The sequence below is a fragment of the Bradyrhizobium sp. 521_C7_N1_3 genome (assembly GCF_052075975.1).
Classification (GTDB): domain Bacteria; phylum Pseudomonadota; class Alphaproteobacteria; order Rhizobiales; family Xanthobacteraceae; genus Bradyrhizobium; species Bradyrhizobium japonicum.
In genome coordinates, this window is the sequence record NZ_CP197232.1 from 6,219,784 (window position 1) to 6,245,488 (window position 25,705).

Below are 25,705 nucleotides of genomic sequence, written 5' to 3' on the forward strand. Positions count from 1 at the left end.
CAATCGCTACGCGACAGCTTTATGAAAAACGGCCCGATCGATCATGTCAGCGGGCTATTTCTTTCGCTTCTATTTCCCTTTCATCTTCGGGTCATTCATGGTCGCCCCCGGGTTAGCCGAACTCGGGCTGCTCGATGCCCCTTGACCGCTGGTCGCGGCTGGAGAATTGCCGCCGCCCCCAGATCCCGCACCTGCGCCTCCGCCGTCCCCTGATCCCGCACCCGCGCCGCCGGCTCCGCCCGATCCCGCGCCGGCCCCTGCTCCGCCCGCTCCTCCGGCCCCGCCCCCAGCGCCACCCTGCGCGGAGGCGGCAGCGATCGATCCGAACACAAGTGCAGCTACGAGCGCCATCTTGCCAATCTTCATGATTTGCTTGCAACCGACCGCTGTAACCTTCGTTCCTAAGCTGGAGCAGGACCAAACGCGTCGAGGTACCGCACGGGCAGGTTCACTTACAGCAGACGACTTCCCCGTGGAGGTCGAGGATCAAAGCGAGCCGGTCGCACCTGCCGAGACTGAGGGGCTCGCCGACCGACTCGCCGAACCGGTCAACGAGCATGCGCACCAATGCCCGGTAACAACCACAGGGCCCCGGCTTAGGTGGGAAGCGAATTTGCCCGAACGCATTTCCGCAAGCCGCGGCAGAATGTCTCTATTTGACCTGCGATAACTTTAACAAGGCAGGCGGTGCGGCCGATCTTATCGGATCGATTGCGCCCGTCTGCTCAAGCGCGAGTCCTGAGATCCTTCGATCGGACGCGACATTCCCCGAGCTCTCTTCTCGGCACCGCCGCTCCGATTTTTTCACGTACTAAAGTCTTGCGCGCAGCGGAGAGTTTGGCCGGCGGCACGTCATCCTTGTTCAGCTAGGAACGATTCAACAAAGCGTGTGTTCGTCCTTAGATCCAAGAAATAAAGCACAAGAAATAAAGCAAGAGGTAAAGCGATGGCGCGATCAGTGGAGGAGTTGAGGCGTGAGTCCGAGCGCAACCGCGCAGAGCTGGCGGCTACGGTAGGGCGACTAAGGGAGCAGATATCGGACACCGCCGAGGACATCCGCCACAAGGTCTCGCCGCAGCACATTAAATCCGAAGTCTCCGCATACGTCAGCCACAAGACCCAAAGCTGGATTGAAGGGCTCAAGCAGCAGATCATGAGCAATCCCATGCGCGCAGTGGCCGCGGGCGCTGCGGTAGGAATTCCGCTGCTGCGATTGGCGCGAGGTGCCCCGTTGCCACTTCTCATGATCGGCGCCGGGCTTGCCCTGACCTCGAAGACAGTGCGTGATCGCGCTGCGGACGTGTCCGGTCCGGTAAGGGATGGAGCGGGGGAAATGCTCGAGGAGTTGACGGAGGGTGCCCAGGCCATGCAGGGCGACGCGACAGAAAAGCTATCCTCCGCTCGAAGCCAAGCCGCTGGCATGGCTGAAGACGCACAAGATCGGGCCGCCGGCCTTGCGGATGACCTGCGGACAGGCGCAACAAAGGCTGCCAGTTTTGCAGGTGAAAAGCTCAAGAGTGGCATCGACGCAGCCAAGGATGCGGCGACGAACGCGCCGGACCAGGCCCGTCAGACCATCGGCGACAATGCTGCTCTGATCGGAGGCCTGGGCATCGCGATCGGTGCCATCATCGCTGCGGCTCTTCCCGAGACCAAGGTTGAAGGCAACGTGATGGGTCGGGCCAGCGATGGCGTGAAGCAGGCTGCGGCCGCTGCGGCCCAATCCGGATTTGAGGCAGCGAAAGAGACGACCACGTCGGCAGCCGACGCGGCGGCGCAGAAGGTCGCCGAGGCCGATCTCGGCACCCACGCTAGTCGTATGACGCAGGATGTGGCGGGCATTCTGAAAGAGGCTGCGGACGACGTCGTCAAAGCCGCCTTTAGCCCCTCCCAAAACACCAACACCTGAAGGAAACCATCATGAACGATGTGGACCCGAACAATATTACGCAGTTCGCGCCGAACCGAGACAAGGGACTCTCGAAGGATCTGAAGGAACAGATCGGTGAAGCCGGCGCAGAGATGAAGCAGCGCGCTGGCGATGCCTTTCAGGCAACGGCCGATCTCGCGCGGGACAAGTTCAGTGAAGCGGCGGATGCGGCCAAAGGGGTGACGGAAGGGACTGTGGACCAAATCCAGAGCCAAGCCCGCGAGCAGCAGCGGTCGGGCGCGGATTTCGTTGAGCGCCTCGCAGGCAACATGCGTGAAGCCGGCCGAGCATTCGAGAGCGACGTACCGTTCGCTGCACGCGGCATCGGTTCTGCTGCGGACTATGTCGAAGAAGCCGCCCAGAAGATCCGCGATGGCAGCTTCCGGGATCTCGTCGAAGGCGCAACTGATTTCGCCAAGCGTCAGCCCGCGGCCTTTCTCGGAATATCTGTGCTGGCAGGATTCGCAGCAGTCCGCATCCTAAAAGCATCTGGCGAGCAATCGTCATCATCGAAGCGGAGCGGCACAACGGATAAATCGTCGTCGGAAGACGTTCAGAAGTCCGATGGCCCCCTGTTCTCGGCGAGTTCCGCGCGGCCTAGTCCGAGTTCGCAACAAACGTCATCCTCACAGGGCAACACCGTACGATGAGTATCGAGCACGATATCAAAACTAGCCGGGGCGAGTTTCGGGCCGTCTCGACGCTGTTGGGCGATACCATGTCGCAGTTTGCCAAGCTCTTCCAGAACGAAATAGACTTGGCCAAGGCGGAGGTTGTCGACAAGCTTCAGAAACTCGGTGGCGCGCTGGGTTTGATTGCAGGCGGTGCCGTTCTGGTGATTCCGGCGATCGTCATGGCACTGTTTGCCCTGTCCGCGGCGTTGGTCTCCGCAGGATGGTCACAACCGGTATCGTATCTGGCATCGGCGTTCATAGCGGCGGTAATCTCTGCCGTGCTCTTTGCAGTCGGCGTCAAACGACTTGATATGCGCAATCTGGCACCTAAAGAAACGATCGGCCAGCTTGAAAAGGATAAGGACACCATGAAAGGAATGGTGCGATGAGCAACACAAAGAGCGGCTTTATCGACAATTTGGTGACGGCGGCCCGGGAAAACCCCCTTGCCGCGGCGCTTATCGGAGGTGGAGCGCTTTGGCTGTTGGCTGGCGACCAGAAGCTGAAGACCGCGACCCGCTCGGCTGTGGATGCAGTTTCACCCGTGGCCGATGCTGGAACGAGTCCTCTCAGGTCGCCAGCATCGGCTATTAAGCAGACTGTGGCGCCTCCAACGGCACCTGAAATGGACGACGAGGGATCGCTGGGCGTCGGCGAAACTTTGCGCGGCGCCACCGCAGCGGCTTCCGATGCAGTCTCAGGAGCTGCCGACAGCGTTCAGGATCGGTTCGACGATGGCGTCGCCTTCTTGCAGGAGAACTTTGGCAAGCTCGGCAATGCGCTTCCAGGTAAGGAAGCACTCACCGGTGCGCAATCGTCACTAACTGAGTTGCTTGAAAGACAACCCCTGGTGCTTGGGATTGTGGGCATGGCGATCGGGGCAGCAGTCGCAGGCGCGTTTCGCGCTTCCGAAATTGAGAACGAATATATCGGCAAAGTCGCCGACGAAATGAAGGCCGACCTTAATCGTCGCGCCGGCGCGGTATCGCAGGCCTTGCGTGAAGCCTCAGATACAGTGATCGCAGAAGTCGGCGACAAAGGTGCCGAAGCCCTGGATAGGGTAAAGCAAACCGGCATGGATGCCGCCGAGGCAGCCACCGCCAAAGTAGGGTCCCCCCAGCCGGGCTAAGGTTGCGGTGGTCGTGATCACGTGGATCTGCAGCGAGGTGCGGAGTGCACCCCTGAGGTGTCTTCTCAGATTGTGCGCCGTTGTCTGCCGACCACAAAGCCATAGACAAGCAGCACGATGACCGCGTCGACCACGGCGCCGATCAATCCTGTGCCTTCGCCAGGACGATACCAGCCAGGGGCTTGCCCAAGGTAAGTCGCAACGAAGGCACCAACGATCCCGAGGATGGTCGTTAGGATGAACCCGGCTGGTTCGTTGGCACCGAAACAGTGCACCATGGAGCAGATCACCTGACCCGTTTCCATGCCGGAGGCCAAGGCGGCAGTCCAAGGCGCAAGACAAACGAGCGGTATCGAGCTGACATCACGTAATGCGGTTTAGACGTGGTCCAAAACCGAGAAGGGCGCATCGATACGCGATCGAAGGGTGGGAACGGTCGAAAGCGTGGCCTCTCGTAACCGTCTACTGCTTCGCGTCTTCGTCCTGGCGGTCTTTCAAGTCTTGCGCTATCTGATCAACCGACGTTTCGCTTGCAAGCTCATCCGGCCTACCATTCTCGATGTCCTCGACATCCAATTTCTTCGCGATGCGCTGCAATATGCGCAACGACTGGGTCGCCTCCCTCTCTGCAAGGAGATTGATCTGCAGCTCCAGGTGATCGCGCCGTTCCAGAGTTCGGTCGATCAGGCTTTGGCGGATCAGCACGCAGGAGGTGAGGAGAACGGCTTCGAGCGCGAGGATCGTCGCGAGCAGCGGGAACGGATATTCGTCGAAAGCGTGATGCGGGAAAAAGTGGCTGAGGATGATCCAGCCGATCACGAACGCGCATTGAAGAACGATAAACTGAATGGTGCCGACGAACCAGCCGATCCAGTGAAACAGACGGTGATGAACCGCCAGAGTTTCTTCATCCTGCTTTTCAAGGCGAAGGATTGCGTCGATGCTTTGGGCGGCGGGCCTCGCTGACTGAGTGCCCGCCCGCATCAATTTGCGACCTTTTCTGCGGCCCGTCGCGCCGACTTCCGCGTTTTGTCGACACTCTTGTCGGCCGATTTTTCAGCGCGCGCCCTCGCCTCGCATTTGCCGCGCAGATCCTCGATCTCGTCGTCCGTCAGATGTTCGATACCGACCAATGAATTCCGGGCCGCGCCGACCCGGATCAATTCGTCGAGCTTGACCTGGATCGCGGCGCTATCGCGGTTTTGAGAATTCTGGATGAGAAACACCATCAGGAACGTGACGATGGTCGTTCCTGTGTTGATCACCAGCTGCCACGTATCGGAGAAACCGAAGAGCGGTCCGCTTACCGCCCATACGATGACGATGCCGGCCGCGATAATGAACGTTGAAGCCCGGCCTGCCGCCAGCGAAGTTTTGTTGGCGAGGTCGCCGAAAAACTTCGAAACCGCGGACGGCTCTTTAGCTTTTGCTTTGCCCTTCATGAATGTCGCCCCTGTGTCAGCCGCCGGGATAAATCGGTACTGCGCCCTAAAGTTCCATTCGCCAGGAACTAACCCCTCGCATGCTCATTATTGCGGCAGACGGCGCGCGGCGCGGTCATTTGCGGAGCGAATATGATGATCGATACTGTCGTGGTTGCACCGGGAGGGCCCGCGGGTTCGCCGGGAACGGGCGTGTCCTGGCCTTCCATCATCGCGGGCGCGGTCGTCGCGTGCGCGATGACCCTCGTACTGCTCGCCTTCGGCACCGGACTTGGCCTTAGCGCAATCTCGCCGTGGGCAGGCTCAGGCGTTTCGGCCACCACTTTCAAAATTACGACCGGGCTTTATCTGATCGTCATCGCCATGATCTCGTCGTCGATAGGCGGGTATCTCGCCGGGCGTCTGCGCACGGCATGGGAGGGCGTGCATGCGGATGAAGTTTACTTCCGAGATACGGCGCACGGGTTTATCGCGTGGGCTTTAGCTTCGGTACTCGGCGCCGCCGTGCTCGCCAGCCCGGCGACAAGCCTAATTGGCGGCACCGCAGCCGGGGTAAGCCAGGGGGCGGTCACGAGCGCCGCTCAATCTAGCAGTCCGATGGACGGTTATGTCGACACTATCCTGCGGGGCGATCCCGCAGCACAAAACGCTAACCCCGCCGATGCCCGCGGCGAGGTAGTCCGCCTTTTCACGCGAAGTTTTCGCAACGGCGGCGAACTCAAGGCACCTGACCGCGATTACACCGTCAAGGTCGTGGCCGCCCGAACGGGCCTGAGCCAGCAGGACGCGGAAAAGCGGGTCAATGACGTCGTCACGCAGATTAAGGCCGACATCGATGCCGCACGCAAAGCAACCGCTTCGCTCGCATTCTGGATCACGGCTTCGCTTCTTCTCGGCGCCTTCTGCGCCAGCCTTGCAGCCACCGAAGGCGGCGGCCTTCGCGACGGCACCTGGAAACGCCGCCGATAAACGAAAGGAAACATCATGCCGATTTTACTCTGGCTCCTTGGAATTCCGATCCCGCTCATCATCCTGATCCTTCTGCTGCGTTAATTGGGATGCGTCAGCGGCGCGCGACCGGGGCCGCTGAGCGGAGAAGATGCCATGGCAGACAAATTCGATCCGGGCCGACCGACAAATATGCAGATACGCCGAAAGAGCGCTCGGCCGGCGACAAGAAGGCGGATGACGAGCTGAAAAGGGGATTGAAGGACAGCTTCCCGGCATCCGATCCGCCAAGCAACACCCAGCCGCCGAAAACAGTCGACGACGCCGGTTAGTAGAGCGCCTTATGGGCATCGCGAAATACGAGATTTTTGGTACCGACGGCACGTGGCGCGTGCGTCATGACGGCAAGGCGGAGAATGAATACGCCACGAAGGAAGCCGCCTTCGAGGCCGTAATTGCGGCCGCTTCAATCGCGCTCCGGCAGGGCCATGACGTGACGGTGACCGCGCCGTCCAGCCAACTCCGACAGGGGCGCCCGCCAAGTAGGGATTTTCGAGAGTCTGAAATGGCCAGTGCCTGCAGCCGATAGGGCGTTAAGCCTCGGGCCCTGACAGGGCATCGACACGTTCCGATGCCAAGGGCCACGGCGGCAGTGGCGGCAAGCCGAGGACTTCACGCACGGGACCGAACGAGCGTCTATGCGCGGCACATGCGCCAAGCCGTGTTAGGGCGGCATAGTGGGCGCGCACAGGGTAGCCTTTGTGATCGGCGAAGCCGTAGCCTGGGTAACGCATGTCGAGTGTCCGCATCAGCGCATCGCGCGAGACCTTGGCCAAAATGGAAGCGGCAGCGATGCTCGCGGATTTGGTGTCCCCTTTGATGATCGGCTGCTGCGGGATCGCGATATCTTTAAGGCGTTTCGCGTCGATCAGGAGATGCTGCGGGGTGAACCCAAGCCCTTCAACAGCCCGCCGCATTGCGAGGATACCGGCCCAGTAGATGTTGATGGTGTCGATTTCCTCGACTTCGACAAAGGCGACAGACCATGAAGCCGCCTTTTCCTTGATCTCGATCGCGAGAGCCTCACGCGAATTCGCATCGAGCTTTTTCGAATCGTCGATACCGATTATGCGCGTGCCGGGCTTCAAGATAACTGCGGCAGCCGAGACCGGCCCTGCGAGCGGGCTCATTCCGGCCTCATCGATACCAGCAACGGCATCCTGCCCCTGATCCCAGAGAAGCGTTTCATAGCGGAGCATCCTGCGAAGCCGCTGTCCTTCGGATCGGTTTTCAAAGCGCCGCTTTTCAATCGCAACGAGGATCGCGCGCGCTCCCCCGCGGCTGTCAGCGCGCAGGATTTCTTCGACGCTCGCCTCAAGCGGCCTGCCCTCGACGACATAGCGCTGACGTAGTTCGTCCAGTGAATAGCGGGTCACGGCAGCCTCGATGCAGGGACTGGCGGAGGTGTCGCCAAGCTTTGTGGCGAATGTCTGAAATTCACTGTCAAGGAAATGGAACTAGGCGCCCGCGCTTAGACGGAGGACCTAAAAAAACGCCCCGCATTGCGGGGCATTTTTCTAACTCACCGTAAGTGTCAGGCTGCTTTAGCCTCCTGATTGATCGCCATCTTTGCGATTTCAGTCAGAGCCTCGTCGGTCGCCTCTTCCTCTTCGAGGGTTTCCTCAAGGAGCGAGACCGCATCGTCGAGGCCAAGCTCTTCGGCCCAGGCAATCATCGTGCCGTAGCGAGAAATCTCATAGTGCTCGACGGCCTGAGCGGCGGCGAGGAGGCCGGCGTCGAGAGCGGGCGAGCCCTTATATTCTTCCATAATCTCGGCGCCCTCATCCGTGATGCCGACGATCGCTGCACAGGTTTTACCCTGCGGCTTCTTCTCGATCACGGCGAACACCTTCTCCAGCCGCTCGATCTGGCCTTCCGTCTCGGTGCGATGTTTTTCGAATGCTGCTTTCAGTTCTTCGTTCTGAGCAGCCTTTGCCATCTTCGGCAGGGTGGCCAAGATTTTCTTCTCAGCGAAGTAGATATCCTTGAGGGTATCGTGGAACAGGTCGTCGAGAGTCTTCGGCTCTTTTGCCATTTGCGCTTCTCCAATGTTTTGAGGTTGTCGCATCACCGCTGGTGAAGCTCGGCGGCTAACGGGGCTGCCTTTGAGTCGTTCCAATTCCGGTCGCCTTCCGTCTGGATACGGGAGCCCCCGGGGGTCTCTTTCAGGATGCCAATCTGCGCTGGGGCGCGCACGCTTCAAGGGCTAAACCCTCGGCTTCCGGCAAGCCGGGCCGCTTCACCTGCGGCGAAGTTCCGCATCCGCTTGTTCCGCGCCTTCGCTAGGCATCGAGACCGCCACTCAGGGCGGCTCAGAAAGCGAAGGAGCTTCAAATGTCAAACCGGTCCCGCCAACGCAAGTCCCTGCGCATCCGCGCAATGAGCTTTCAGTCGTGGTTCGACGCGAACCTCAAGGCACACGCGGGACATTGCGCGGCACGGAGCGGATTGCGGCTTTCCCCACATCAGCTACACCAGCGATACGGTATGCATCTTCAACCGCTTTGCAGACGAAATCTGGGCGATAGCTGTGGCCGTCGCGGTGGAGTTCGGTCACGCGAATGTCTGCGAAATGATCGCTGGCTTCAGACGCCCGACCTCAAACCATGAGGACGTGGCGCTGCTGCTCGGGAAGATCGGCCAGCTCGCAACGGCATTCAGGAGCGCGGCGGGGCTGCGGATGCGCAAGCCGTCGAGGCGGAAACGGCCCCAGCGCACTGTTGCCGGACAGTGCGCTGAGAGGCCAGTCACGACGGGTTCGCCCCCTCGTGGGGGCTCGGGAAAACCTTGCAACTGGCCGGTCGTTCCTAAGAGAGGGGCCACTCCCCGACGAGGCGCTCGGCCCGCTGCGTTAGCTTCGCGCAGGTGCCGCGCGCTCGAAAAGCTCTGCGCTCACGTCATGGCTTCGACGGCCACCGCCGCCGGCCTTGCCGAAGGCAACCCTGCGTCCCGTAGTGGCACGTCCGCCCCGACCCATTTGAAACCAGAACCCGGCGTAATCCGTTAGGGTCGCGCCTCCACGGCCGCCCCCAAGCTTCCGGCGCTGTTGGAGGGGACGGGTGCGCTCAAGGTGTGCCCGTCTTATCAATCTGGTTTCGCTCTGTGCGCCCGGCCCCGAAGACCATTTCATGAAACGGAGGCGACCATATGGAGAATCCCGATCTCAAAGCGTGGGTCGATGGCTGGATGGAGAAAGTGAAGCAAGGCGCTGAAGTCCATCGCCAGCAAGGTCCGTCACCGGAGGATGCCGAAGCGCGCGACTATGCCCCCGCTGACGTCAAGATCCTCACCATCGCCCACGTCCCGGAATCCCTGCAACAGGCGTGGCTGCAACATCTGCGCGACTTCGACGTCGCGCATCCCGGCTGTCATTTCGAGGTGATGGTGGATGCGCCCGAGATGCCGCTCCCCGACATCATCAATATGCTGGCGATCAATCCGGGGCTGACCTTCACCAAACTGCTCGAACGCAAATGAGCTGGCCCGACCGGCAGTGCCATACCGAGCCCGGCTTGGGGCCTGAAATCAGCGGCGCTTCGCTCGCCGTTTTCCTTGTCTCCGACCTGCTTGCTCCCGTGAAGGCAGGTCGGCATTGAACCAGAGTGGTGGTTGTCTCGGAGCGGCGGTGGTGTCGGTGATGTTTCTGGGATCGCTCATCATCATCGCGCTGTGGTTCTTTTACTAGAACAGCACGATGAATCCGCCAACTGAGCCAGGGCTTACGTTCGCTTCTCGGCATTAATACGCAGGACATAGAGCGTGTTTCGGGACTCATCCACGACTTCGATCCGCCATTCGCGGTCGGGCGTTAACTTTCATGGAGGCCTTGGAGTATATGCCCAGCCGTTACTGTGGCTTCCTTCCAAGCGGCGTGCTCGTCAGGTAGCTCATAGCCTTCGCGGTCGAGTTCGCGGCGTTTGTGGGTGACGTGGAAGAAATAGCGCGGCACGAATTCGCGGCGAACTGGCATTTAGGACGTTGATTTGGATCAACCATCCCGCGAATAAGCGGGACGCCTACGGTGCACAAGTGAACAGATGGAACAGGCGGTGGTGGGACATGCTCACTTCGGTGCGCTGGGCAAGCGGCGCGCTCGCGGCCCCAGCGTCCCGCTCTTGTTGTTCTCCTCCCGGCGACGCTTGGGGCAGTCGCGCGCTGATCATGTACGTGCCGCGAAACGGCGCTACAAAATGCGCGAGGTTGTCGGCGGTGGGGACACACGATGCGCGACTTGCTTAGTCCGCGTGAGAAGCGATTATTGAGGCGCTTGGCTGCCGAAAAGACTGACGCGGAGATCGCGGAGCGACTGGGCGGTACTGCCAAGCAAATCTCAGAGCAGAAAGCCCGGCTGCTTGCGCGATTGCAGATCAATTCGCCCGACGAGATCGCCGATGCAGCAAAGCAGTGAGCGAAGTGGCCGGGCTATCGAGGCATCACGTAGAATTTCGCCCGCGAAACCAAGCGCACGTCTCTTGTAGGAACGGTCGGCGCACACCAGACGATTCATTGGGCTAGGATCAAAGATCATCTGCGCCGCTGCCACTGGCCCAAGGTTAACGAATGATTAAGCCGGATCTGGGAGGTTGCAATGGGGGTGACCTAAAAAGAGGTCCACATGTTGAGGCTGAAGGAAGCTGCCCCGGTATCTCGCGATTTGAACATCGGCCAGATCGACACCGCCGAGTTGCTGCTGCACCGCGTGTACGCCTTTGGAGCGGCCGAGGGAAGCCCCGGCGAGTCAGTGGGGCAAGACGCTGCGGGCTGGGAACGGGCAGCTTGGCGCAGTCGGGCTACCAGGCTGTGTCGATCAGTTTCGACTGACCTCACGGCCACCCCGCGCCCCGGATCGTTTGCCGCATCTCTCCACCAACGTCGAATACATTTCCGGCAGCATTGACTCAAACAATTGCCCCAAGAACCGCACCTCGCCGATAATAAGGGGTGCCCCTGGGGCATTGTACTAGAGGTGCAATGTGAGTCTGACGAGACCAGAACCTTCGCCTACGTGGCGGGTCGCAGGGCCTAAGCCAATCCGCATTATGTGCACTTTGCCGTTCACCTAGTTCCTTGCAATCCGCACCTAGAAGCAAATACATGGCCGGATGTGCAATCGTAAAATAGGCGATGGCAGCGTCAGCGGCGCCATCTGCCTACTTATGCCGGAGAATTTGTCGACGCGCTTTGCAAATGGCATACGTGATGGCGATCCTTCCGGCGTGGCTGTTGGCTGCGGTTGATTGGTGGCAAAGCCGTCTTTTGGCAACGACGATCGCGGGAGCCGCTCTCGGCTATGCTGCGGCCTTATGCATTGGATTTCCCTTCATCGACCCGTTTGCCGTGATGATGGCAGGACTGGTTGCAGCACTACCAGCGGCGGTGTCTTTTTGGCTGTCGAATATGAACGAGGTTAGGATGTCCGCGCGGCGCTTCGGGCAAGACAGTAACGAGCTCGTTGATCGTCCGACCGAGCCCCGAATGCGCTGCGAGTTGCCAATCTACGAAAGCCCGCCCGGATCAATTAACCTCAGCGGAAAGCCCTGCCTGTCGCCCCAATCGAGCGCAAATACAGAATGCGCTAAGCAATGTTCCGAAGTCTTCGGGAATCTCCATTGAGCTTCGCAATTTTGGCAGCTCGGACGCCCTCCGCTGTAAGCGCTGTCGACCCCTGTTTAGGGTCGCGATTTTGCCTGCAGCGCATTTTCGAGGCTGCGGCGCAGAGTTGCCGGCGCGTAGGGCTTCACGACGAGCACCGCGTCCAAGAGCTCGGCTTCGGATTGGATCCCGCTGTCACCTGTCGCCACAACAATGCACAAGTCGGGTCGCAGCGAGCGGGCGTCCTTTGCGAGTTGCAGGCCGGACACTCCGGGGAGGCCGACATCGGTCACGAGGATATCCACGGCAGCCTGATCCAGGGCTTTCAACCCCTCTTCGGCGGAGCTGGCCTCCATCACCTTGCAGCCCAGATCGTTCAACATCTCCGTTGCTGTCAGGCGGATCAGTTCGTCGTCTTCGACGAGCAACACGGTCGCACCCTTGACGGCGTCTTCGCTTGTGGGCTGACGCGATTCCGTAGCCGCGAGACGCCGTTGAGCATGGTTGGCAAGCACATGCCTGATCTTCCGCGCAAGCGCTTCCCGCGTATAGGGCTTGGCCAAAAGCTCCACTCCCGGGTCGAGCCGTCCTCCGTGCACGATGGCGTTCTGCGTGTAGCCTGATGTGAAAAGGACTGCAACGTTGGGCAGCCGTTCCTTGGCTTTCCGCGCCAACTCCGGGCTGCGCAGGGCGCCGGGCATCATCACGTCGGTGAAGATCAGGTCGATTGGTATGCCGCTGTCGACGATGGCTAGCGCGGCCACCGCATCTCTCGCCTTCACCACGCGGTAGCCAAGATCGGAGAGCATCGACACCGCGACCTCGCGCACTTCATCGTCATCCTCGACCACCAGTACGGTTTCCTCGCCGCCTTTGATGTCACCGGAGGTGGCACTAACTAGCGTATCCTCGATGGCCATTTCTCGCGGGAAGTATAGCTTCACCGTCGTTCCGGCGCCGATCTCGCTGTAAATTTTGACGTGTCCGCCGGATTGCTTAAGAAAACCGTAGACCATGGCAAGGCCAAGGCCAGTGCCCTTGCCCTCCGCCTTGGTCGTGAAGAAGGGCTCATAGACCCGCTCCAGGATATCTGACGGAATGCCGATGCCCGTGTCAGTTACCGCGATCATCACATATTGCCCCGCAATCAGATCATCGTAGTGGCGGACATACTCGTCGTCCAAGAAGGCATTGCTGGCCTCGATGGTCAGCCGACCATCGCCGTTCATCGCGTCGCGGGCGTTGATCGCGAGGTTGAGAATGGCATTCTCGAGTTGATCGGGGTCGATGAGGCTGTTCCACAGCCCACCGCCGACGACCGTCTCGACCTCGATCTCCTCGCCGATGGCGCGACGCAGCAGTTCATCCATGCCTTTGATCAGGCGACCGACGTTCACCACCCTCGGCTCCAGCGGCTGGCGCCTCGCGAAGGCGAGCAACTGGGTAGCAAGTTTCGATCCCCGCGCGACGCCGGCAAGAGCGCTCTGGACTCTCATCTCCGCTCGGGCATTACCCGCGATGTCCTTGCTGAGCAGCTGCAGGTTTCCGCTAATCACCTGCAATAGATTGTTGAAGTCGTGGGCAACGCCGCCAGTAAGTTGGCCGATCGCTTCCAGCTTCTGGGACCGGATCAACGTTGCTTGCGCCGCCTGGAGCGCGGCTTCCGCCTCACGCCGTTCTGTAATGTCCCGGGTCACTTTGGCGAATCCTACGAGCTTCCCATCGTCGTCTCGAATCGCGTCGATCACGACATGCGCCCAAAAGCGAGTGCCGTCCTTTCGTACCCTTTGACCTTCATGCTCCCACCGTCCGTCACGGGATGCGGTCTGCAGGCCTGTTCGCGGGAGGCCCGCGGCGCGATCCTCTTCCGTATAGAAATTGGAGAAGTGGCGGCCGATGATCTCTTCGGGTCCGTACCCCTTGATGCGCTGGGCCCCAGCGTTCCAACTCGCCACATTGCCTTCCACGTCCAGCATGTAGATGGCGTAGTCCGTCACACTTTGGACCATTAGCCGGAACTGCTGCTCGCTTTCGCGTAATTTGGCCTCGGCCGCCCTTCGCTCGGTCAGATCCCGGGTGATCTTGGCGAAACCTACAAGCTCGCCCTTAGGCGAACGGATCGCGTCAATGACGACATGGGCCCAGAACTGCGTGCCGTCCTTGCGCACGCGCCAACCCTCTCGCTCGAAGCGTCCAGTTCGCTCCGCCTCCTCCAGCGCCAACGCAGGCACTTTCTGCTCCCGCTCGGTCTCCGTATAGAATGTCGAGAAGTGGTGCCCTATGATCTCCTCAGCCTCATAGCCCTTAAAGCGCTTCGCTCCCGGATTCCAGCTAGTGACATGCCCGTCGCGATCCAGCATATAGATCGCGTAGTCGGTGATAGCCTCAACAAGAAGCCGATAACGCCCCTCGCTGGATTGCGCAGCTTCGAAGCGGTTTGAGTTTTCCATTCGGGTCCTATCCAGCCCCGCCGATAGCTGGAGGGTTGAGGTAAAACAATACTAAGACGTTTGAGTTCCTAGCCTTCGGTCATGCAGCTGACCTCTGGCATTTGTCCAGGGTCACACGGCGTGTAAGGCGTGGGCTCATTAGCTCGCAACCAAAGGCGGATTGGTGCGAGTTTAACGAACGCCGGATAGTTGGCTGCGGATTTGAGCATATCGGCGCGCGACATTGGCCGGCTCAGGCATCACCTTCTCGACCAGCGACAACAGCGACACAAACACCACCGGGCAAAGACGTGTGGCAATGATGATAGAGGTCGCCAACTGAGGCGGCCTTACGCCTTGTCCCTCGGGGAATTTGCGGATCTGCGTCGCTCTCGCCAGCCGTCTCGTCCGCGGCCACGTGGCTCATGCAGCCAGCCTCGGAGTCCGCTCGATACCCGCAACCCGACGTTCCTGCTCCGAGATTAGTTCGAGGACGAACGTTGGCGCGATCCGCAGCGGCCCATTCCCCTCGGCTCTGATGGGCGACGAGAAAGTCCTCCGTCTCCACGAAATTAGCCGGATCAGGCCATTGCCGCTCGCGGCAGCCGGTATCATCTCTTCGGTGCCCCCCAAACAACGCGCCGATGTCCTCCGCGAGGAGATCCACGGAGACGGCTCCGGGCCGATCGGATCGATTGCCGGTGGCTTCAGAAGGATCTCTTCTTCGACTTCGGAGCGGGAGCGCTGATCTTCGCTCTCTTTCACACGGCGCGGACCTCTCGTCAGCTGCGTTGCTAGACAATGCAACCTAAGATACCCAATGTTCCGAATTGCAGATGCGCGAATTTTTGGGGGCGTCCGGTAGCTATGGACGAAGGTCGGAAGGATCTGACCCACCCCCCGTCACGGCCTCTACCCCGCGCTCACCGTCAGACAGCGTTGCACCCGGCGCTGTCCGGCCGGCGCGGCGAAGGCGGGTGATGATCGGCGCGGTATGTGGCTGGTTGTCGTTTGCGTGGTGCATAGGATGGTCTCTCGGGACTTGCTGATATGGCCGTTTGTGCGGCTCTTCGTTTCGTCGACGTCTGCACGCCGATCGAGTGTTGGGTGGGGTGGCTTCAAACCCTCGGGCGGTTCGTCACCATCCCGGTATGGGCACCTGCGGACGCGACGCCGCAGGTTTTCGAAAAATGACACAGGCCAAAATTTTCCTCGAATTCTGCGGGATGACGCGTTGGATTGTACGGGCGGAAGTTAAGGCCCACGGTGGGAGAGATTGAGTCGGCCCCACCCCTATGCAGCCAGCCACGGTAGCAGATCGCCGAGGCCACCCTCCATAAGCGACTCCACCGCAACCCATTCCCATGTCCACTCGCCAGTGGCGACGTCGCGCCCATATGCGTGCAGCGCCTCGCCATCGCATTCCTCGGCGTCTTCGATATCGTCCCCTTCGTGAAGTGGCCGCGAGAGTCCATTGCGCGCGCGAGTCAGTAAGATTGAGAATGTCCCTTGAAGATAGAAAAGAACGGGATTTGCTCTATGTGACGCGCGCGCAAGGGCCAGTTGCGGCCACTTGCTATTACTGCAACGAGCCGGAGATAATCCGGCGGACCTCTTCACGGCGTGCCTTCTCTGCCTCGGCACGGTCAGCGAACAGTTTGTGGACCGATGGCAGCACCTGCCATGTCAAGGAGTCGCGTCGGCCTGTTTGCACGGGCTCTAGCCAGCCAAAGGCATCCAACTGCTCCAGAACCGCCTGGGCCTGGTCTACGTCCATCCCCCGCATTATGCGGTCACCTCGCCTGACGTCTCGCACCGAGATAGTCTCCAGCTTGCGCGCTAGAATAAACCCAGCCGCCGCCAACACCATGTCATGCCGATCCGAGAGTCCGAGGATATCGACGTAGAACGCGACAGCGTGCGGAAACAGGAACTGCTCAAGGAACGCAGCGGCCCGGCTCGCGGTGTCTTCCTTGATGACGGATGCCGGTCGCGCACCGTCGCTCTCAATGCAGTGAAACACGATGCAAAGACGAGCGAATAGGCCGTCATATTTCCCGAGGTGCGAAGCAAGTTTCTTATTCACCGCCTCCCACGCACACTGCATCTCGAAGTACTTCTGCGCTAGCGAGCTGCGCAGATCCTGCGCGGCGTCATCGAACTGCAGCGGCACTTCAACATAGGTACTGAGCGCACCCTCTCCTGTCGGCCTGCGTAATCGCGTCAGGCGGGCCACGGTAGCCTCATATGCGGCAGCGGCATCTGGCATGGGCTTATCGACACCGGCACCGGCGGCGCCGAGAACGATGGGAAATAGCCTCTGAAGCAAACCATCGTCATGGGCTTCGGCAGCGAGAGCGCGGATTGGCTCGGGCTGGATGCCGCCTAAGAGCGAAACCGACAGGTTCTCAATCAGCACGGCGCCGCGCCCAATGCGATTCACCGTGTACGGGCCGCCATTGAATGATTGCAGCCAGAAGCCCCGGTCCTTCGCAGAGCCACGGCCGGAACTGTACTTGTCCATAGACCCAAACCAGCCCGATAACTCATCCTGCAGGCACAGAACACCATCAGGACTATCCTTTAGGACTTCCTGTGCAGCTTCGATCGTTGTGTCTTCTAGGCGCAGACGAACATGCTTGGGTGCGGGCGCGTCCTTCTTGTCTGCTGGTGACTGAGAATCATACTTGCGCCGCGCCTCTTCGTAAGTACGAAACATATCGCGATCGAGCCGTTTTAGTGGCGCGGCAGCAGCGGAAATCAGCGGGGATTTCTTCGTGGATGGGTCACCAATTGGCGCGACCCACAGGCGAGCAGATTCCAGCCAATTCGGATCATGGCGCTTAACCCTCAACCGAATGGAATCGGGAATTGCAGCTGCACATACCGCAAGGGCAGCAGCCGCCAGGCCGCCGGGATCAACACCCATCAGTTCGCCCTGTGCCAAGGCGAACTCCTCAATGACTGGCGGAAGAAGCCCAAAGGGAAGCGGTGGGTGCGCACGACGCTGCCAAAGGTCCACCGGAGGTACGTTGTCATTGGCCGCCGTCAGAGACGACGCAAGCGCTGCTCCAGCCTCACGCATCTCCGCATGCCTCTCTCCGTATTTGCCCCAGAGGCGCGTGAAGTCCACGCGAGCACGGTCTTCAGAGCTATAGCGGGCAAACCAATTGCCCCTAGCTGATAAGAAGAGAGCCGCCGCGGCCTCAGCACTGTGACCGTCGAAGGCCATCTGCTCGACGACCACTGCCGCGTAGTCAGAACGGTTGCCAACATCGTTGGCCGCAAGCATCGCCGCCAGCTTTTCCGACACCACGATGCCGTCAATATCGGGGAGGTCGCCAAGCTCCATGGGCTTTGCCTCCGTCGCTGGTGGAGATGCCCAAGGCGCCAGCGCCCCGCGGAAGGCATCCACGTTAGTCAGATCTCCGCACCATTCTTGCAGATAGCGCACCGGAGCTGGATCTGGTGATCGACCGCGCTTCAGTTTGGCTTCATTTGGCCAATTCTTTGTTCCCGGAACGCGCCACACGTGGTCGACATCAGCGGTGCCGTGATCAGATCCTGTTGCGCGCTTCAGGGCCAACGCGAGCGGCGCAGCCTCGGCCACAGACAATGGCCGGTCAAACAACCAGCATGGCTGTTGATTGCCGGGGCTGGTTTCGACGATATAGTTGGGCTCGAGCGGCAAGTCGCCAGCGTTGCCCGTGTCCGCGTCCATGTCTGCCGTCAAACCGACCACGACGACGATGTCGGCCTTCGTTCCGCGTTTACCGCGCGGCAAGCCCCGCTTCATGATGTGGGGGGCGGTGTAGACGTTCGCGCCAGGCGTATCTTGATGCGCCAGGATGGCCTCGACCATGCCGTCAACGTCGCCCACCCTGTGGTGCGTGATGGTGCCCTTGTCGCCCTTAAGATTGGCATTGAACGCAGACACAACGAACACGCCGTCAACGCTCTTAGCAAGCCCATGCAGCATTTCGCAGTGCGTGCGGATCGGATCGGTATTGTCGGTGATCTTAGCTGCGGCGAATCTCGTCACTGGCGTTCAAGCCCCCATCAAATGCATTGCTGGCAAGTTGCGTAATTTCATCGGCAAAGGTGCCAACGAAGGTCGCGGTACGCCGTCCCGCGGCGTTCTGTGAGTAAGTGAGGCGACGACCGCTTTCGGTCTGCACGAGTCTTAGGTCGTACATTCGCAGTTCTGGCGTCAGCTCAATATCAAAGCGAGCCAACGTCTTTCCCTCTCCAGGCGGTGCCGGGCGGATGGATAGGATTTTCACCGTTTCCCGTCTTCCTCTACGGCCTTAAAATACGCCGCGCACAACTGGTCGTGCTTCCACACATCGAACTCGCTGCAATCGCTCAGCGTTGCGTCGGGGATACTCGCCCGCGCGGCCCGTAACATTTCGTCCTCCAGTGCATCGATTTGGGCAGCAATGCGCGCGGATTTGCTGTCGCCGGAATCTGGCGTGCCCGTCATGTTTGGATTTCCTAGTTTGGTTACGGGTGCACCTGGCTAAAGGGCCAGTCGTGCTAGGCGGCTTGGGTGCCGCTCTTTGAATTGTCGTTGGCGATGGTGCAGGTCCGCGCCCATTCGTCGAGTGCTTCGGTAGAATAGACTACGGCTTTGCCGAAACGCATGAACGCGGGACCGCTGGTCCCGTAGCAGCGTGCTTTATCCAGAAAGGATTTCGAAACGCCGAGATATTCGGCCGCCTCCCGAACCCTGATGTTCGCCACTAGTTGCCTCCGTGTGTTGGCGTTGGAAGCACAATGGATATCAAATCAAATTCGAACAAATAGGGCACAAACCGTAATTGCAATCGCTTTGAAACTAAACGTTATTGCGACTGGGGTTTTTGCCGCCTCTTGGGCGAGGAAGTCAATCGCGCGGGCCATTCCACACATGGGAGGTAGGCGCTGGCTACATAGTGGCTAAAAATCTTTTAGCCAGCTCTTCAGACCTCCGGCTAAGTCTTTGATTTTAATGGTCGGAGCGAGAGGATTTGAACCTCCGACCCCTAGTCTCCCAGACTAGTGCGCTAACCGGGCTGCGCCACGCTCCGAACGTCGTTCCATTAGCTAGGATCGCCGCTTTGCGCAAGGCGAGGTCGCAGCATTTTGGCGTCCGTGCCCACAGCCCCGGAACTGCCGGCCAAGCTCGCGAAAAGCGCCCCTAGCCGTCCTTCAGCGCCTGATCCAGCATCTCCCGGCACGCGACGAGGTCGGCGAGCACCCGTCCGAGCCGCTCCCGGTCCAGCGCGCTGGGCCCGGCAGGTGCGGCGGGAGTGCCGCCCTTGCGGAAGGTGGTGAGGATGTCCTCGTCGTCGACCTCCGTGAAGCGGAAGTCGATGCCTTCCTCCTCGTCGCCCTGGTAGTCGTCTTCATCGGCATCCGTGACGCCCTTGATGAGCGCCTCGTCGTCGTCGGGCTCCATCAGGCTCTGGCCGATGGCATCCTCGATGGCTCCGAACGAGACCGCGGCCGCGCCGTCGGCGAGGCCCTGCACCGATTTGACGCCGTGCTCCTTGAGGATCCGCTGCACCCCGCGGATGGTGTAGCCCTCCCCGTAGAGCAGGCGGCGGATGCCCTTGAGCAGGTCGACGTCGTCGGGGCGGTAGTAGCGGCGGCCGCCGCTGCGCTTCATCGGCTTGATCTGGGCGAATCGGGTCTCCCAGAACCGCAGCACGTGCTGCGGAATGTCGAGTTCCTGCGCTACTTCGCTGATGGTTCGGAACGCATCCGGCGCCTTGTCCAAATGCCAAATCCTTCGCGCAGGCGGTTACGCCTCGGGTTGAGCCTTGCTGGCGTCGCCATTGCCGCGATGCTGGGTGTTGATCCGCTGCTTCAGGATCGCCGACGGCTTGAACACCATGACGCGGCGCGGCGAGATCGGCACCTCGGTGCCGGTCTTCGGATTGCGGCCGATACGCTGACCCTTCTTACGGACCATGAAGGAGCCGAAAGAGGACAATTTCACCGTCTCGCCCTTCTCGAGGCAGTCGGTGATCTCCTTCAGGACGAGTTCCACGAACGCAGACGATTCCGTGCGCGACAGGCCCACCTTCTGGTAGACGGCCTCGCAGAGATCAACACGCGTTACGGTTTTGCTTTGGTCGGTCATCGCCCTGCCCCACATCACGGCGAACAATTGTTGTCTGAAATTATGAGGTTACGATACGGCGGTCAACAGCGCTCATCAATGCAGGCGCATCGATAATCGCGGCTGATTCGGGCAAAATTTTATCGATTGTGGCTCTACCAGCGCACCAGCGCGGAGCCCCAGGTGAACCCGCCGCCCATCGCCTCCAGCAGAACCATGTCGCCGCGCTTGATGCGGCCGTCCTTGCGCGCCACCGACAGCGCCAGCGGGATCGAGGCCGCCGAGGTGTTGCCGTGGCGGTCCACCGTCAGCACCACCTTCTCCGGCGCGATGTGGAGCTTGTGGGCGGAGGCGTCGATGATTCGCTTGTTGGCCTGGTGCGGCACGAACCAGTCGATGCTGTCGGCATTGAGCCCGGTGGTCTGGAAGGCGTCGACGATCACGTCGGTGATCATGCCGACCGCGTGCTTGAAGACCTCGCGGCCCTCCATGCGCAGATGGCCGACCGTCTGGGTCGAGGACGGACCGCCATCGACGAATAGCTTTGCCTTGTGGCGGCCGTCGGAGCGCAGGTGAGTGGTCACGATTCCGCGGTCGGTCGCGGCATTGCCCGGCTGCTCCTGCGCCTCCAGCACCACCGCGCCGGCACCGTCGCCGAACAGGACGCAGGTACCGCGATCGTTCCAGTCGAGGATGCGCGAGAAGGTCTCGGCGCCGATCACCAGCGCGCGCTTGAAGGCGCCGGTGCGCAGGAAATTGTCGGCGGTGGCGAGCGCGAACACGAAGCCCGAGCACACGGCCTGGAGATCGAACGCCGCGCCATGGTTGATGCCGAGCGCGTGCTGCACCGCGACCGCGGTTGCGGGGAAGGTGTTGTCAGGCGTCGAGGTCGCCAGCACGATCAGCTCGATCGACTGTGCATCCACGCCGGCGTCGCTGAGCGCAGCCTGCGCCGCCTTGATCGCCAGATGCGAGGTGAACTCGCCCTCGGCCGCGATATGCCGCTCGCGAATGCCGGTGCGCTGCACGATCCATTCGTCGGACGTGTCGATGCGCGCCGCCAGCTGGGCGTTGGTCACCACCTGCTCCGGCAGATAAGAGCCGCAGCCCAGCACGACCGAACGAATTTGAGTCACGAAACAGCCTCCTGCGCGGCCTGCACGGAACTAAGTGCACCACCCTCGCGGTTGAGCATCTGATTGATCTTGTTCAGGAGATCGTAGTGAGCCATCTCATAGCCAACATCGATCGCATAGGCAAAGCCTTCGGCGCTGATTCCGCCGTGGCTCTTGACCACCAGTCCGTTCAGACCCAGGAACACGCCGCCATTGGACTTGTTCGGGTCCATCTTGTCGCGCAGGGCCTGGAAGGCGCTGCGTGCAAAGAGATAGCCGAGCTTGGACAGCCAGCTCCGCTGCATCTCGTTACGGAGTAATTCCGCCATCTGCCGGGCGGTTCCCTCGGCGGCCTTCAGGGCAATATTGCCGCTGAAACCTTCGGTGACGATGACGTCGGCGAGCCCCTTGCCGATGCCGTCGCCCTCGACGAAGCCGATATAGTCGAGCTCCGGCAGGTTTCTGGCACGCAGGATTTCTCCGGCCTCGCGGATCTCCTCGTGCCCCTTGATCTCCTCGGTCCCGATATTGAGCAGGCCGACCGTGGGCCGCTTCTTGTCGAACAGCACGCTCGCCATGGCCGCGCCCATGAGCGCGAGCGAGACCAGATGGTGTGCATCGCCGCCGATGGTCGCACCGAGGTCAAGCACGACAGACTGGCCACGCTTGGTCGGCCATATTCCGGTGATCGCCGGGCGGTCGATCCCCGGCAGCGTACGCAGGTGGAAGCGCGACATTGCCATCAGCGCGCCGGTATTGCCGGCGGAGACCGAGACATCCGCCTCGCCCTTCTTGACCGCATCGATGGCGAGCCACATCGAGGAGGTTCTGCGCCCGCGCCGCAGCGCCTGGCTCGGCTTGTCCTCCATGCTGACGGCGACGTCGGTATGGATGATCTTCGAAGCAGCCTTGAGGGCGGGATGCTTCTCGAGCTCGGGCTCGATCTTGGCGCGGTCGCCGACCAGCAGGAATTCGATCTCGCGATGCCTGTGAAGCGAGATGGCGGCGCCTGGAATGACCACGGCGGCGCCGATGTCGCCCCCCATGGCGTCAAGCGCGATGCGAACCTTGCTTGGCATAAAAGTCCTGGAAACCTGGTCTGGTGCGGTCTTGAACGAGCGGGGCCGCAAATGGATTCGCCATGGACATGGCGACCGGCCTAGCGCCACGCCGCGCCCGGACCGGGGCGCGACAATAGCGTTTTGTTATCCCGAAACAACCTCTTGCCCCCAGCCTTTTGCATTCGGGGCGATCTGCGGGCGACAGCGCGATTTCAAAAGAAACATATCGAAATCAGATAGATAAGCCGCCCTTTCAACCGACTCCTGCAAGCGCCTCGCACCCCTAGCAAAGCGGGTCTTACGGGGAATGCCCAGCTATTTGCCTTTCTTCCTGTCCTGAAGCGCCTTCAGCGCCGCGAACGGATGGTCCTCCGGATCGAGGGCGGTGACTTCGGCCTCGAATACGGCTCCCTCCTTGCGCGGATAGGGATCGACCGCCAGGAACAGCGCGTCGGTCGCGATCCGGCCAAGGTCGATGATTCCATTGACGATCGCCTCCGGCGGATCGATCACCTCTGGCGGCCCCGTGTCGTCCTGCCCCTCCTCGATCAGGTCGGCCATCTTCCGAACCTCGGCTTCGGGGGCGAACACCAGGTCCACCTCCTCCTCGATCTCGTTCTCGATCGGATCGAGGGTGACGACGCAGGTCTGGCCGATCCGCGCCCGGACGCTGCCCGTGACCTGGAAGCGGCCGCCGCTTTTCGGCACGATTTCGAGGTCGGCCTGGGCGGAAAGGACCTCCCGCAAGCCCGCAACCTCGGCCATGGCCTGCCGCTCGAGGGCGGAGGCCTCGAGCTTGCGATGCAGGCCGGTGTCGGGGATTTGCGCGACAATGACGGGAGAGCGCCAGGGATCGGGTCTGGATTCGGCGTTCGGTCGGCTCATGGCGTGATGTCCTCCGTGAGCGCTGGGGGATACTTGAAAGACGCGCGCAGCAGCGTGGCCTCGTCGGTCCGGCCGAGATCGGTCTCGGTGGCCCGGGCGTAGGCTGCGAGCCGCCGCGCCTGGTCCATGTCGGTCCCATTCAGGATATTCTTGCAGATGGCGGCTGCCAGCGCCTCGCCGCCGGCTTCGATGGCCTGGTCGTAGGCCTGGACGCGACCGTAAAACGCCTCGCCGAAAGCGCGCATCCGCTTCGGCACGGTCTGGTCGCCGATCCCCATCTCGCGCAGATTGTCGTCCATGTCCTCGCAGAAGCGGTCGAACAGCGCCTGCGACAGTTCCGTGGCGCCTTGGTTGGCGCTCTGGACCGTGCGCAGGCGTCGCAGCAGCAGCCAGAGATGCAGCAGCAACAGGTCGAAACGCCCGTTAACCGTATCGGGCACGCCCAAGTCGCGGTAAAATATGGGTTCTCGCGCCTGCGTCACGATCATGCCATAGATGGCTTCAATGGTGCCGCGCGGGGCTTGCCGGGGTTTCCTAAAGTGATTGAACGGCCAAACCATTGTGGGTTCCGCAAGCGGGCGTGCGCGTGTTGCAATTGCAGTCTCCGCCCGGTACTTCAGCGCCTCGCGCGACGCAAGGGGACGGAATCAGTTCCACTATGACGATAACGAACCAGACCAGCCTGCGCGCCAACAAGCCGCGCGGCCTCCATGCACGCTGGCGCGGTTTGCGCATGCTCGCGGCCGTCGCTCTGGTCGGCACCGCCCTTGCCGGCTGCACCGGCGAGCAGTTCCAGAAGGGTTACATCCTGCCGCCCGGCGCGCTGGAGCAGATTCCGATCGGCGCGAGCCAAGACCAGGTGCTGATCGTGATGGGCACGCCCTCCACGGTCGCAACCCTCGACGGTGAGGTGTTTTACTACATCTCGCAGCGCTCGGAGCGGATGGTCGCCTTCATGAACCAGAAGGTGGTCGACCAGCGCGTCATCGCGGTCTATTTCGACAAGAACCGGCGCGTGCGCCGGCTGGCGAATTACGGCCTTCAGGACGGCAAGATCTTCGACTTCATCAGCCGGACCACGGCGACGTCGGGTCAGGAGATGAGCTACCTCGCGCCGCTGTTCAAGCTGCTCAGCTTTAACTGAGTCTTCAGCCTGCGGCGTCGTGCCGCCCTCCGCGCGGCACTTGCCGTCGCGTGCGGCTTGCCGTTGCGCGCTCGGTTCCATACGCTCCCTGCAAAACAAGAAGCAGGGAGTGGATTCGTGCCCAAGACTTTGTTGTCCCGCCGTCGCGTACTCGCCGGTGCTGCCGGCCTCTCGGCCGCAGCGATCCTGCCGCGATCGAGCCTGGCGGACTGGAAGCCCACCGAAAACGTCCGCATCATCGTGCCGGCTGCGGCCGGCGGCTCGACCGACGTCATGGGCCGTCTCCTGGCCGCGCATCTGCAGACCGCCTGGGGCCAGTCGGCGGTCGTTGAGAACCGCTCCGGCGGCGGCGGTACGATCGGCACGGCCGAGGCCGTCCGCGCCAAGCCTGACGGCCACACCATCCTGATCGGCAACCCCGGGCCGAACGCGATCGCCTACAGCATCTTCAAGAACCTCACCTACAAGCCGGACCAGCTCCAACCGGTCTCCAACATGATCCGGATCCCGAACATCGTCTCGGCGCATCCGAAGACCGGCATCAAGTCGATCGCCGAGCTGATCGCGTATCTGAAGACCAACCCGGACAAGCTCAGCTACGCCTCGTCCGGCGTCGGCCAGAGCCCTCACCTCACGGGCGCCTGGTTCCTCCAGCTCACCGGACTGAAGATGACGCACATCCCGTTCCGCGGCGCGGGCCCCGCACTCCAGGCCGCGCTCGCCGGCGACATCCAGATCCTGTTCGACAATCTCTATCCGAGCCTGCCGCAGGTGCAGAACGGCCCCCTCACCGGCCTCTGCGTCACCACGACCGACCGCAGCGACCTCGCGCCCAACCTGCCGACCATGCGCGAGAGCGCGCCGGAGCTGGCCAATTTCGACGTGTCGTCGTGGTTCTCGGTGTTCCTGCCGAAGGGGGTGCAGCCCGCCGTGCTGGAAGCGCTCAATCTTCAGGTCAAGGCGATGCTGGAGCGCGACGACATCAAGAAGAACATCGCCGCCATGGGCGCCCGCGCCGACTACGGCACGCCGCAGCAGTTCGCCGACTTCGTGGACGCCGAGACGAAGAAGTTCGCCGGCATCATCCAGAAGGAAGGCCTGCAGATGGACGTGCAGTAGGTCTCGTGTCCCGGACGCGGTGCAGCGTGCAACGCTGCGCCGCTGAGCCGGGACCCAGCCTCTCGGATATG

At 61.3% G+C, this 25,705-nt stretch carries 28 protein-coding genes and 1 tRNA gene; 11 read left to right on the top strand and 18 right to left on the bottom strand.

Features of this window, described 5'->3' with window-relative positions; translation table 11 throughout:
• Positions 1–946 precede the first annotated feature (946 nt).
• Genes AB7008_RS29075 through AB7008_RS29090 form a run of 4 tightly spaced genes read left to right on the top strand, consistent with a single transcriptional unit; the run spans position 947 to position 3,733 of the window.
• Positions 947–1,909: a DUF3618 domain-containing protein gene (locus tag AB7008_RS29075; RefSeq protein ID WP_441259906.1), complete on the top strand. Its 963-nt coding sequence runs from the start codon at positions 947–949 to the stop codon at positions 1,907–1,909.
• An 11-nt stretch (positions 1,910–1,920) separates the two neighbouring features.
• Complete coding sequence (locus AB7008_RS29080; RefSeq protein WP_441259907.1) at positions 1,921–2,580, top strand: hypothetical protein; 660 nt, start codon at positions 1,921–1,923, stop codon at positions 2,578–2,580.
• Positions 2,577–2,993: a phage holin family protein gene (locus AB7008_RS29085; protein ID WP_014494404.1), complete on the top strand. Its 417-nt coding sequence runs from the start codon at positions 2,577–2,579 to the stop codon at positions 2,991–2,993. The genes AB7008_RS29080 and AB7008_RS29085 overlap by 4 nt, the downstream gene beginning before the upstream one ends.
• Positions 2,990–3,733, top strand: coding sequence for a hypothetical protein (locus AB7008_RS29090; protein ID WP_014494403.1), 744 nt, complete (start codon positions 2,990–2,992; stop codon positions 3,731–3,733). The genes AB7008_RS29085 and AB7008_RS29090 overlap by 4 nt, the downstream gene beginning before the upstream one ends.
• 65 nt (positions 3,734–3,798) lie before the next feature.
• On the opposite strand, the gene AB7008_RS29095 is transcribed toward AB7008_RS29090, so the two are convergent.
• From AB7008_RS29095 to AB7008_RS29105, 3 genes are all read right to left on the bottom strand, one after another.
• Positions 3,799–4,038, bottom strand: coding sequence for a GlsB/YeaQ/YmgE family stress response membrane protein (locus AB7008_RS29095; RefSeq protein WP_028170171.1), 240 nt, complete (start codon positions 4,036–4,038; stop codon positions 3,799–3,801).
• A 157-nt stretch (positions 4,039–4,195) separates the two neighbouring features.
• Entirely contained in the window at positions 4,196–4,717 is a 522-nt protein-coding gene (locus AB7008_RS29100; RefSeq protein WP_014494401.1) for a DUF1003 domain-containing protein, read from the bottom strand.
• The gene (locus AB7008_RS29105) at positions 4,717–5,175 is read right to left on the bottom strand and encodes a low affinity iron permease family protein (RefSeq protein ID WP_071911042.1); all 459 of its coding nucleotides are present in this window, start codon (positions 5,173–5,175) and stop codon (positions 4,717–4,719) included. Before AB7008_RS29105 ends, AB7008_RS29100 begins: the two co-directional genes overlap by 1 nt.
• 132 nt (positions 5,176–5,307) lie before the next feature.
• Between AB7008_RS29105 and AB7008_RS29110 the strand changes: the two genes are divergently transcribed.
• Together AB7008_RS29110 and AB7008_RS29115 are read left to right on the top strand one after the other, a co-directional pair.
• A complete protein-coding gene (locus tag AB7008_RS29110; RefSeq protein ID WP_245303268.1) occupies positions 5,308–6,144 on the top strand; it encodes a hypothetical protein in 837 nt (278 codons plus the stop codon).
• A gap of 322 nt (positions 6,145–6,466) precedes the next feature.
• Complete coding sequence (locus tag AB7008_RS29115; protein ID WP_441259908.1) at positions 6,467–6,712, top strand: hypothetical protein; 246 nt, start codon at positions 6,467–6,469, stop codon at positions 6,710–6,712.
• Positions 6,713–6,716: 4 nt separating this feature from the next.
• On the opposite strand, the gene AB7008_RS29120 is transcribed toward AB7008_RS29115, so the two are convergent.
• Both AB7008_RS29120 and AB7008_RS29125 read right to left on the bottom strand, forming a co-directional pair.
• Complete coding sequence (locus AB7008_RS29120; RefSeq protein WP_071911040.1) at positions 6,717–7,559, bottom strand: ribonuclease HII; 843 nt, start codon at positions 7,557–7,559, stop codon at positions 6,717–6,719.
• Between the two features lie 158 nt (positions 7,560–7,717).
• Positions 7,718–8,218, bottom strand: a complete 501-nt coding sequence (locus tag AB7008_RS29125; protein ID WP_071911038.1) for a YciE/YciF ferroxidase family protein — start codon at positions 8,216–8,218, stop codon at positions 7,718–7,720.
• A gap of 1,112 nt (positions 8,219–9,330) precedes the next feature.
• Between AB7008_RS29125 and AB7008_RS29130 the strand changes: the two genes are divergently transcribed.
• On the top strand, positions 9,331–9,660 hold the full coding sequence (locus tag AB7008_RS29130; protein WP_038937292.1) for a hypothetical protein: 330 nt from the start codon (positions 9,331–9,333) through the stop codon (positions 9,658–9,660).
• A gap of 331 nt (positions 9,661–9,991) precedes the next feature.
• Here AB7008_RS29130 and AB7008_RS29135 read toward each other — a convergent pair whose 3' ends face one another.
• The gene (locus tag AB7008_RS29135) at positions 9,992–10,153 is read right to left on the bottom strand and encodes a DUF6894 family protein (protein WP_414643529.1); all 162 of its coding nucleotides are present in this window, start codon (positions 10,151–10,153) and stop codon (positions 9,992–9,994) included.
• Between the two features lie 252 nt (positions 10,154–10,405).
• Here AB7008_RS29135 and AB7008_RS29140 point away from each other — a divergent pair, with 252 nt between their 5' ends.
• Both AB7008_RS29140 and AB7008_RS29145 read left to right on the top strand, forming a co-directional pair.
• Positions 10,406–10,591, top strand: a complete 186-nt coding sequence (locus AB7008_RS29140) for a LuxR C-terminal-related transcriptional regulator (RefSeq protein WP_441259909.1) — start codon at positions 10,406–10,408, stop codon at positions 10,589–10,591.
• Between the two features lie 779 nt (positions 10,592–11,370).
• Complete coding sequence (locus tag AB7008_RS29145) at positions 11,371–11,796, top strand: hypothetical protein (RefSeq protein WP_304494788.1); 426 nt, start codon at positions 11,371–11,373, stop codon at positions 11,794–11,796.
• Between the two features lie 56 nt (positions 11,797–11,852).
• Here the strand turns inward: AB7008_RS29145 and AB7008_RS29150 are convergent, their stop codons facing one another.
• The 12 genes from AB7008_RS29150 to AB7008_RS29205 form a co-directional block, all read right to left on the bottom strand.
• Positions 11,853–14,225, bottom strand: a complete 2,373-nt coding sequence (locus AB7008_RS29150; protein WP_441259910.1) for a PAS domain S-box protein — start codon at positions 14,223–14,225, stop codon at positions 11,853–11,855.
• Between the two features lie 1,558 nt (positions 14,226–15,783).
• Entirely contained in the window at positions 15,784–18,246 is a 2,463-nt protein-coding gene (locus AB7008_RS29155) for a DUF3987 domain-containing protein (RefSeq protein WP_441259911.1), read from the bottom strand.
• Positions 18,224–18,487, bottom strand: coding sequence for a hypothetical protein (locus AB7008_RS29160; protein ID WP_304490105.1), 264 nt, complete (start codon positions 18,485–18,487; stop codon positions 18,224–18,226). Before AB7008_RS29160 ends, AB7008_RS29155 begins: the two co-directional genes overlap by 23 nt.
• Positions 18,484–18,687 carry a hypothetical protein gene (locus AB7008_RS29165; RefSeq protein ID WP_304490106.1) on the bottom strand — a complete coding sequence of 68 codons (204 nt, stop codon included), beginning with the start codon at positions 18,685–18,687 and terminating at the stop codon, positions 18,484–18,486. The genes AB7008_RS29160 and AB7008_RS29165 overlap by 4 nt, the downstream gene beginning before the upstream one ends.
• A gap of 53 nt (positions 18,688–18,740) precedes the next feature.
• Positions 18,741–18,947, bottom strand: a complete 207-nt coding sequence (locus tag AB7008_RS29170; RefSeq protein ID WP_049808087.1) for a helix-turn-helix transcriptional regulator — start codon at positions 18,945–18,947, stop codon at positions 18,741–18,743.
• Positions 18,948–19,195: 248 nt separating this feature from the next.
• Positions 19,196–19,273 (bottom strand) — tRNA-Pro (locus AB7008_RS29175).
• A gap of 110 nt (positions 19,274–19,383) precedes the next feature.
• A complete protein-coding gene (locus AB7008_RS29180) occupies positions 19,384–19,965 on the bottom strand; it encodes a MerR family transcriptional regulator (protein WP_441259912.1) in 582 nt (193 codons plus the stop codon).
• A gap of 24 nt (positions 19,966–19,989) precedes the next feature.
• On the bottom strand, positions 19,990–20,331 hold the full coding sequence (locus AB7008_RS29185; protein ID WP_028152484.1) for an integration host factor subunit alpha: 342 nt from the start codon (positions 20,329–20,331) through the stop codon (positions 19,990–19,992).
• 134 nt (positions 20,332–20,465) lie between these two features.
• On the bottom strand, positions 20,466–21,446 hold the full coding sequence (locus AB7008_RS29190) for a beta-ketoacyl-ACP synthase III (protein ID WP_014494784.1): 981 nt from the start codon (positions 21,444–21,446) through the stop codon (positions 20,466–20,468).
• The gene (gene plsX / locus AB7008_RS29195) at positions 21,443–22,504 is read right to left on the bottom strand and encodes a phosphate acyltransferase PlsX (protein ID WP_304490108.1); all 1,062 of its coding nucleotides are present in this window, start codon (positions 22,502–22,504) and stop codon (positions 21,443–21,445) included. Before plsX ends, AB7008_RS29190 begins: the two co-directional genes overlap by 4 nt.
• 297 nt (positions 22,505–22,801) lie before the next feature.
• Complete coding sequence (locus AB7008_RS29200) at positions 22,802–23,371, bottom strand: YceD family protein (protein WP_304490109.1); 570 nt, start codon at positions 23,369–23,371, stop codon at positions 22,802–22,804.
• Positions 23,368–23,931 (bottom strand): ubiquinol-cytochrome C chaperone family protein, encoded by a 564-nt coding sequence (locus AB7008_RS29205; protein ID WP_304490110.1) that lies wholly within the window; start codon positions 23,929–23,931, stop codon positions 23,368–23,370. The genes AB7008_RS29200 and AB7008_RS29205 overlap by 4 nt, the downstream gene beginning before the upstream one ends.
• A gap of 98 nt (positions 23,932–24,029) precedes the next feature.
• Here AB7008_RS29205 and AB7008_RS29210 point away from each other — a divergent pair, with 98 nt between their 5' ends.
• Together AB7008_RS29210 and AB7008_RS29215 are read left to right on the top strand one after the other, a co-directional pair.
• Complete coding sequence (locus AB7008_RS29210; protein ID WP_028155107.1) at positions 24,030–24,515, top strand: outer membrane protein assembly factor BamE; 486 nt, start codon at positions 24,030–24,032, stop codon at positions 24,513–24,515.
• A 117-nt stretch (positions 24,516–24,632) separates the two neighbouring features.
• A complete protein-coding gene (locus AB7008_RS29215; protein ID WP_441259913.1) occupies positions 24,633–25,634 on the top strand; it encodes a Bug family tripartite tricarboxylate transporter substrate binding protein in 1,002 nt (333 codons plus the stop codon).
• Positions 25,635–25,705: the final 71 nt, after the last annotated feature.

Excerpts from the sequence above, each read along its gene's own strand:
- AB7008_RS29185 (WP_028152484.1), bottom strand. The coding sequence starts at position 20,331 with ATGACCGACCAAAGCAAAACCGTAACGCGTGTTGATCTCTGCGAGGCC.
- AB7008_RS29140 (WP_441259909.1), top strand. The coding sequence starts at position 10,406 with ATGCGCGACTTGCTTAGTCCGCGTGAGAAGCGATTATTGAGGCGCTTG.
- AB7008_RS29090 (WP_014494403.1), top strand. The coding sequence starts at position 2,990 with ATGAGCAACACAAAGAGCGGCTTTATCGACAATTTGGTGACGGCGGCC.
- AB7008_RS29165 (WP_304490106.1), bottom strand. The coding sequence starts at position 18,687 with ATGACGGGCACGCCAGATTCCGGCGACAGCAAATCCGCGCGCATTGCT.
- AB7008_RS29115 (WP_441259908.1), top strand. The coding sequence starts at position 6,467 with ATGGGCATCGCGAAATACGAGATTTTTGGTACCGACGGCACGTGGCGC.
- AB7008_RS29110 (WP_245303268.1), top strand. The coding sequence starts at position 5,308 with ATGATGATCGATACTGTCGTGGTTGCACCGGGAGGGCCCGCGGGTTCG.
- plsX (WP_304490108.1), bottom strand. The coding sequence starts at position 22,504 with ATGCCAAGCAAGGTTCGCATCGCGCTTGACGCCATGGGGGGCGACATC.
- AB7008_RS29205 (WP_304490110.1), bottom strand. The coding sequence starts at position 23,931 with ATGGTTTGGCCGTTCAATCACTTTAGGAAACCCCGGCAAGCCCCGCGC.
- AB7008_RS29100 (WP_014494401.1), bottom strand. The coding sequence starts at position 4,717 with ATGCGGGCGGGCACTCAGTCAGCGAGGCCCGCCGCCCAAAGCATCGAC.
- AB7008_RS29095 (WP_028170171.1), bottom strand. The coding sequence starts at position 4,038 with ATGGAAACGGGTCAGGTGATCTGCTCCATGGTGCACTGTTTCGGTGCC.
- AB7008_RS29085 (WP_014494404.1), top strand. The coding sequence starts at position 2,577 with ATGAGTATCGAGCACGATATCAAAACTAGCCGGGGCGAGTTTCGGGCC.
- AB7008_RS29080 (WP_441259907.1), top strand. The coding sequence starts at position 1,921 with ATGAACGATGTGGACCCGAACAATATTACGCAGTTCGCGCCGAACCGA.
- AB7008_RS29105 (WP_071911042.1), bottom strand. The coding sequence starts at position 5,175 with ATGAAGGGCAAAGCAAAAGCTAAAGAGCCGTCCGCGGTTTCGAAGTTT.
- AB7008_RS29145 (WP_304494788.1), top strand. The coding sequence starts at position 11,371 with ATGGCATACGTGATGGCGATCCTTCCGGCGTGGCTGTTGGCTGCGGTT.
- AB7008_RS29075 (WP_441259906.1), top strand. The coding sequence starts at position 947 with ATGGCGCGATCAGTGGAGGAGTTGAGGCGTGAGTCCGAGCGCAACCGC.
- AB7008_RS29135 (WP_414643529.1), bottom strand. The coding sequence starts at position 10,153 with ATGCCAGTTCGCCGCGAATTCGTGCCGCGCTATTTCTTCCACGTCACC.
- AB7008_RS29150 (WP_441259910.1), bottom strand. The coding sequence starts at position 14,225 with ATGGAAAACTCAAACCGCTTCGAAGCTGCGCAATCCAGCGAGGGGCGT.
- AB7008_RS29125 (WP_071911038.1), bottom strand. The coding sequence starts at position 8,218 with ATGGCAAAAGAGCCGAAGACTCTCGACGACCTGTTCCACGATACCCTC.
- AB7008_RS29200 (WP_304490109.1), bottom strand. The coding sequence starts at position 23,371 with ATGAGCCGACCGAACGCCGAATCCAGACCCGATCCCTGGCGCTCTCCC.
- AB7008_RS29210 (WP_028155107.1), top strand. The coding sequence starts at position 24,030 with ATGACGATAACGAACCAGACCAGCCTGCGCGCCAACAAGCCGCGCGGC.
- AB7008_RS29130 (WP_038937292.1), top strand. The coding sequence starts at position 9,331 with ATGGAGAATCCCGATCTCAAAGCGTGGGTCGATGGCTGGATGGAGAAA.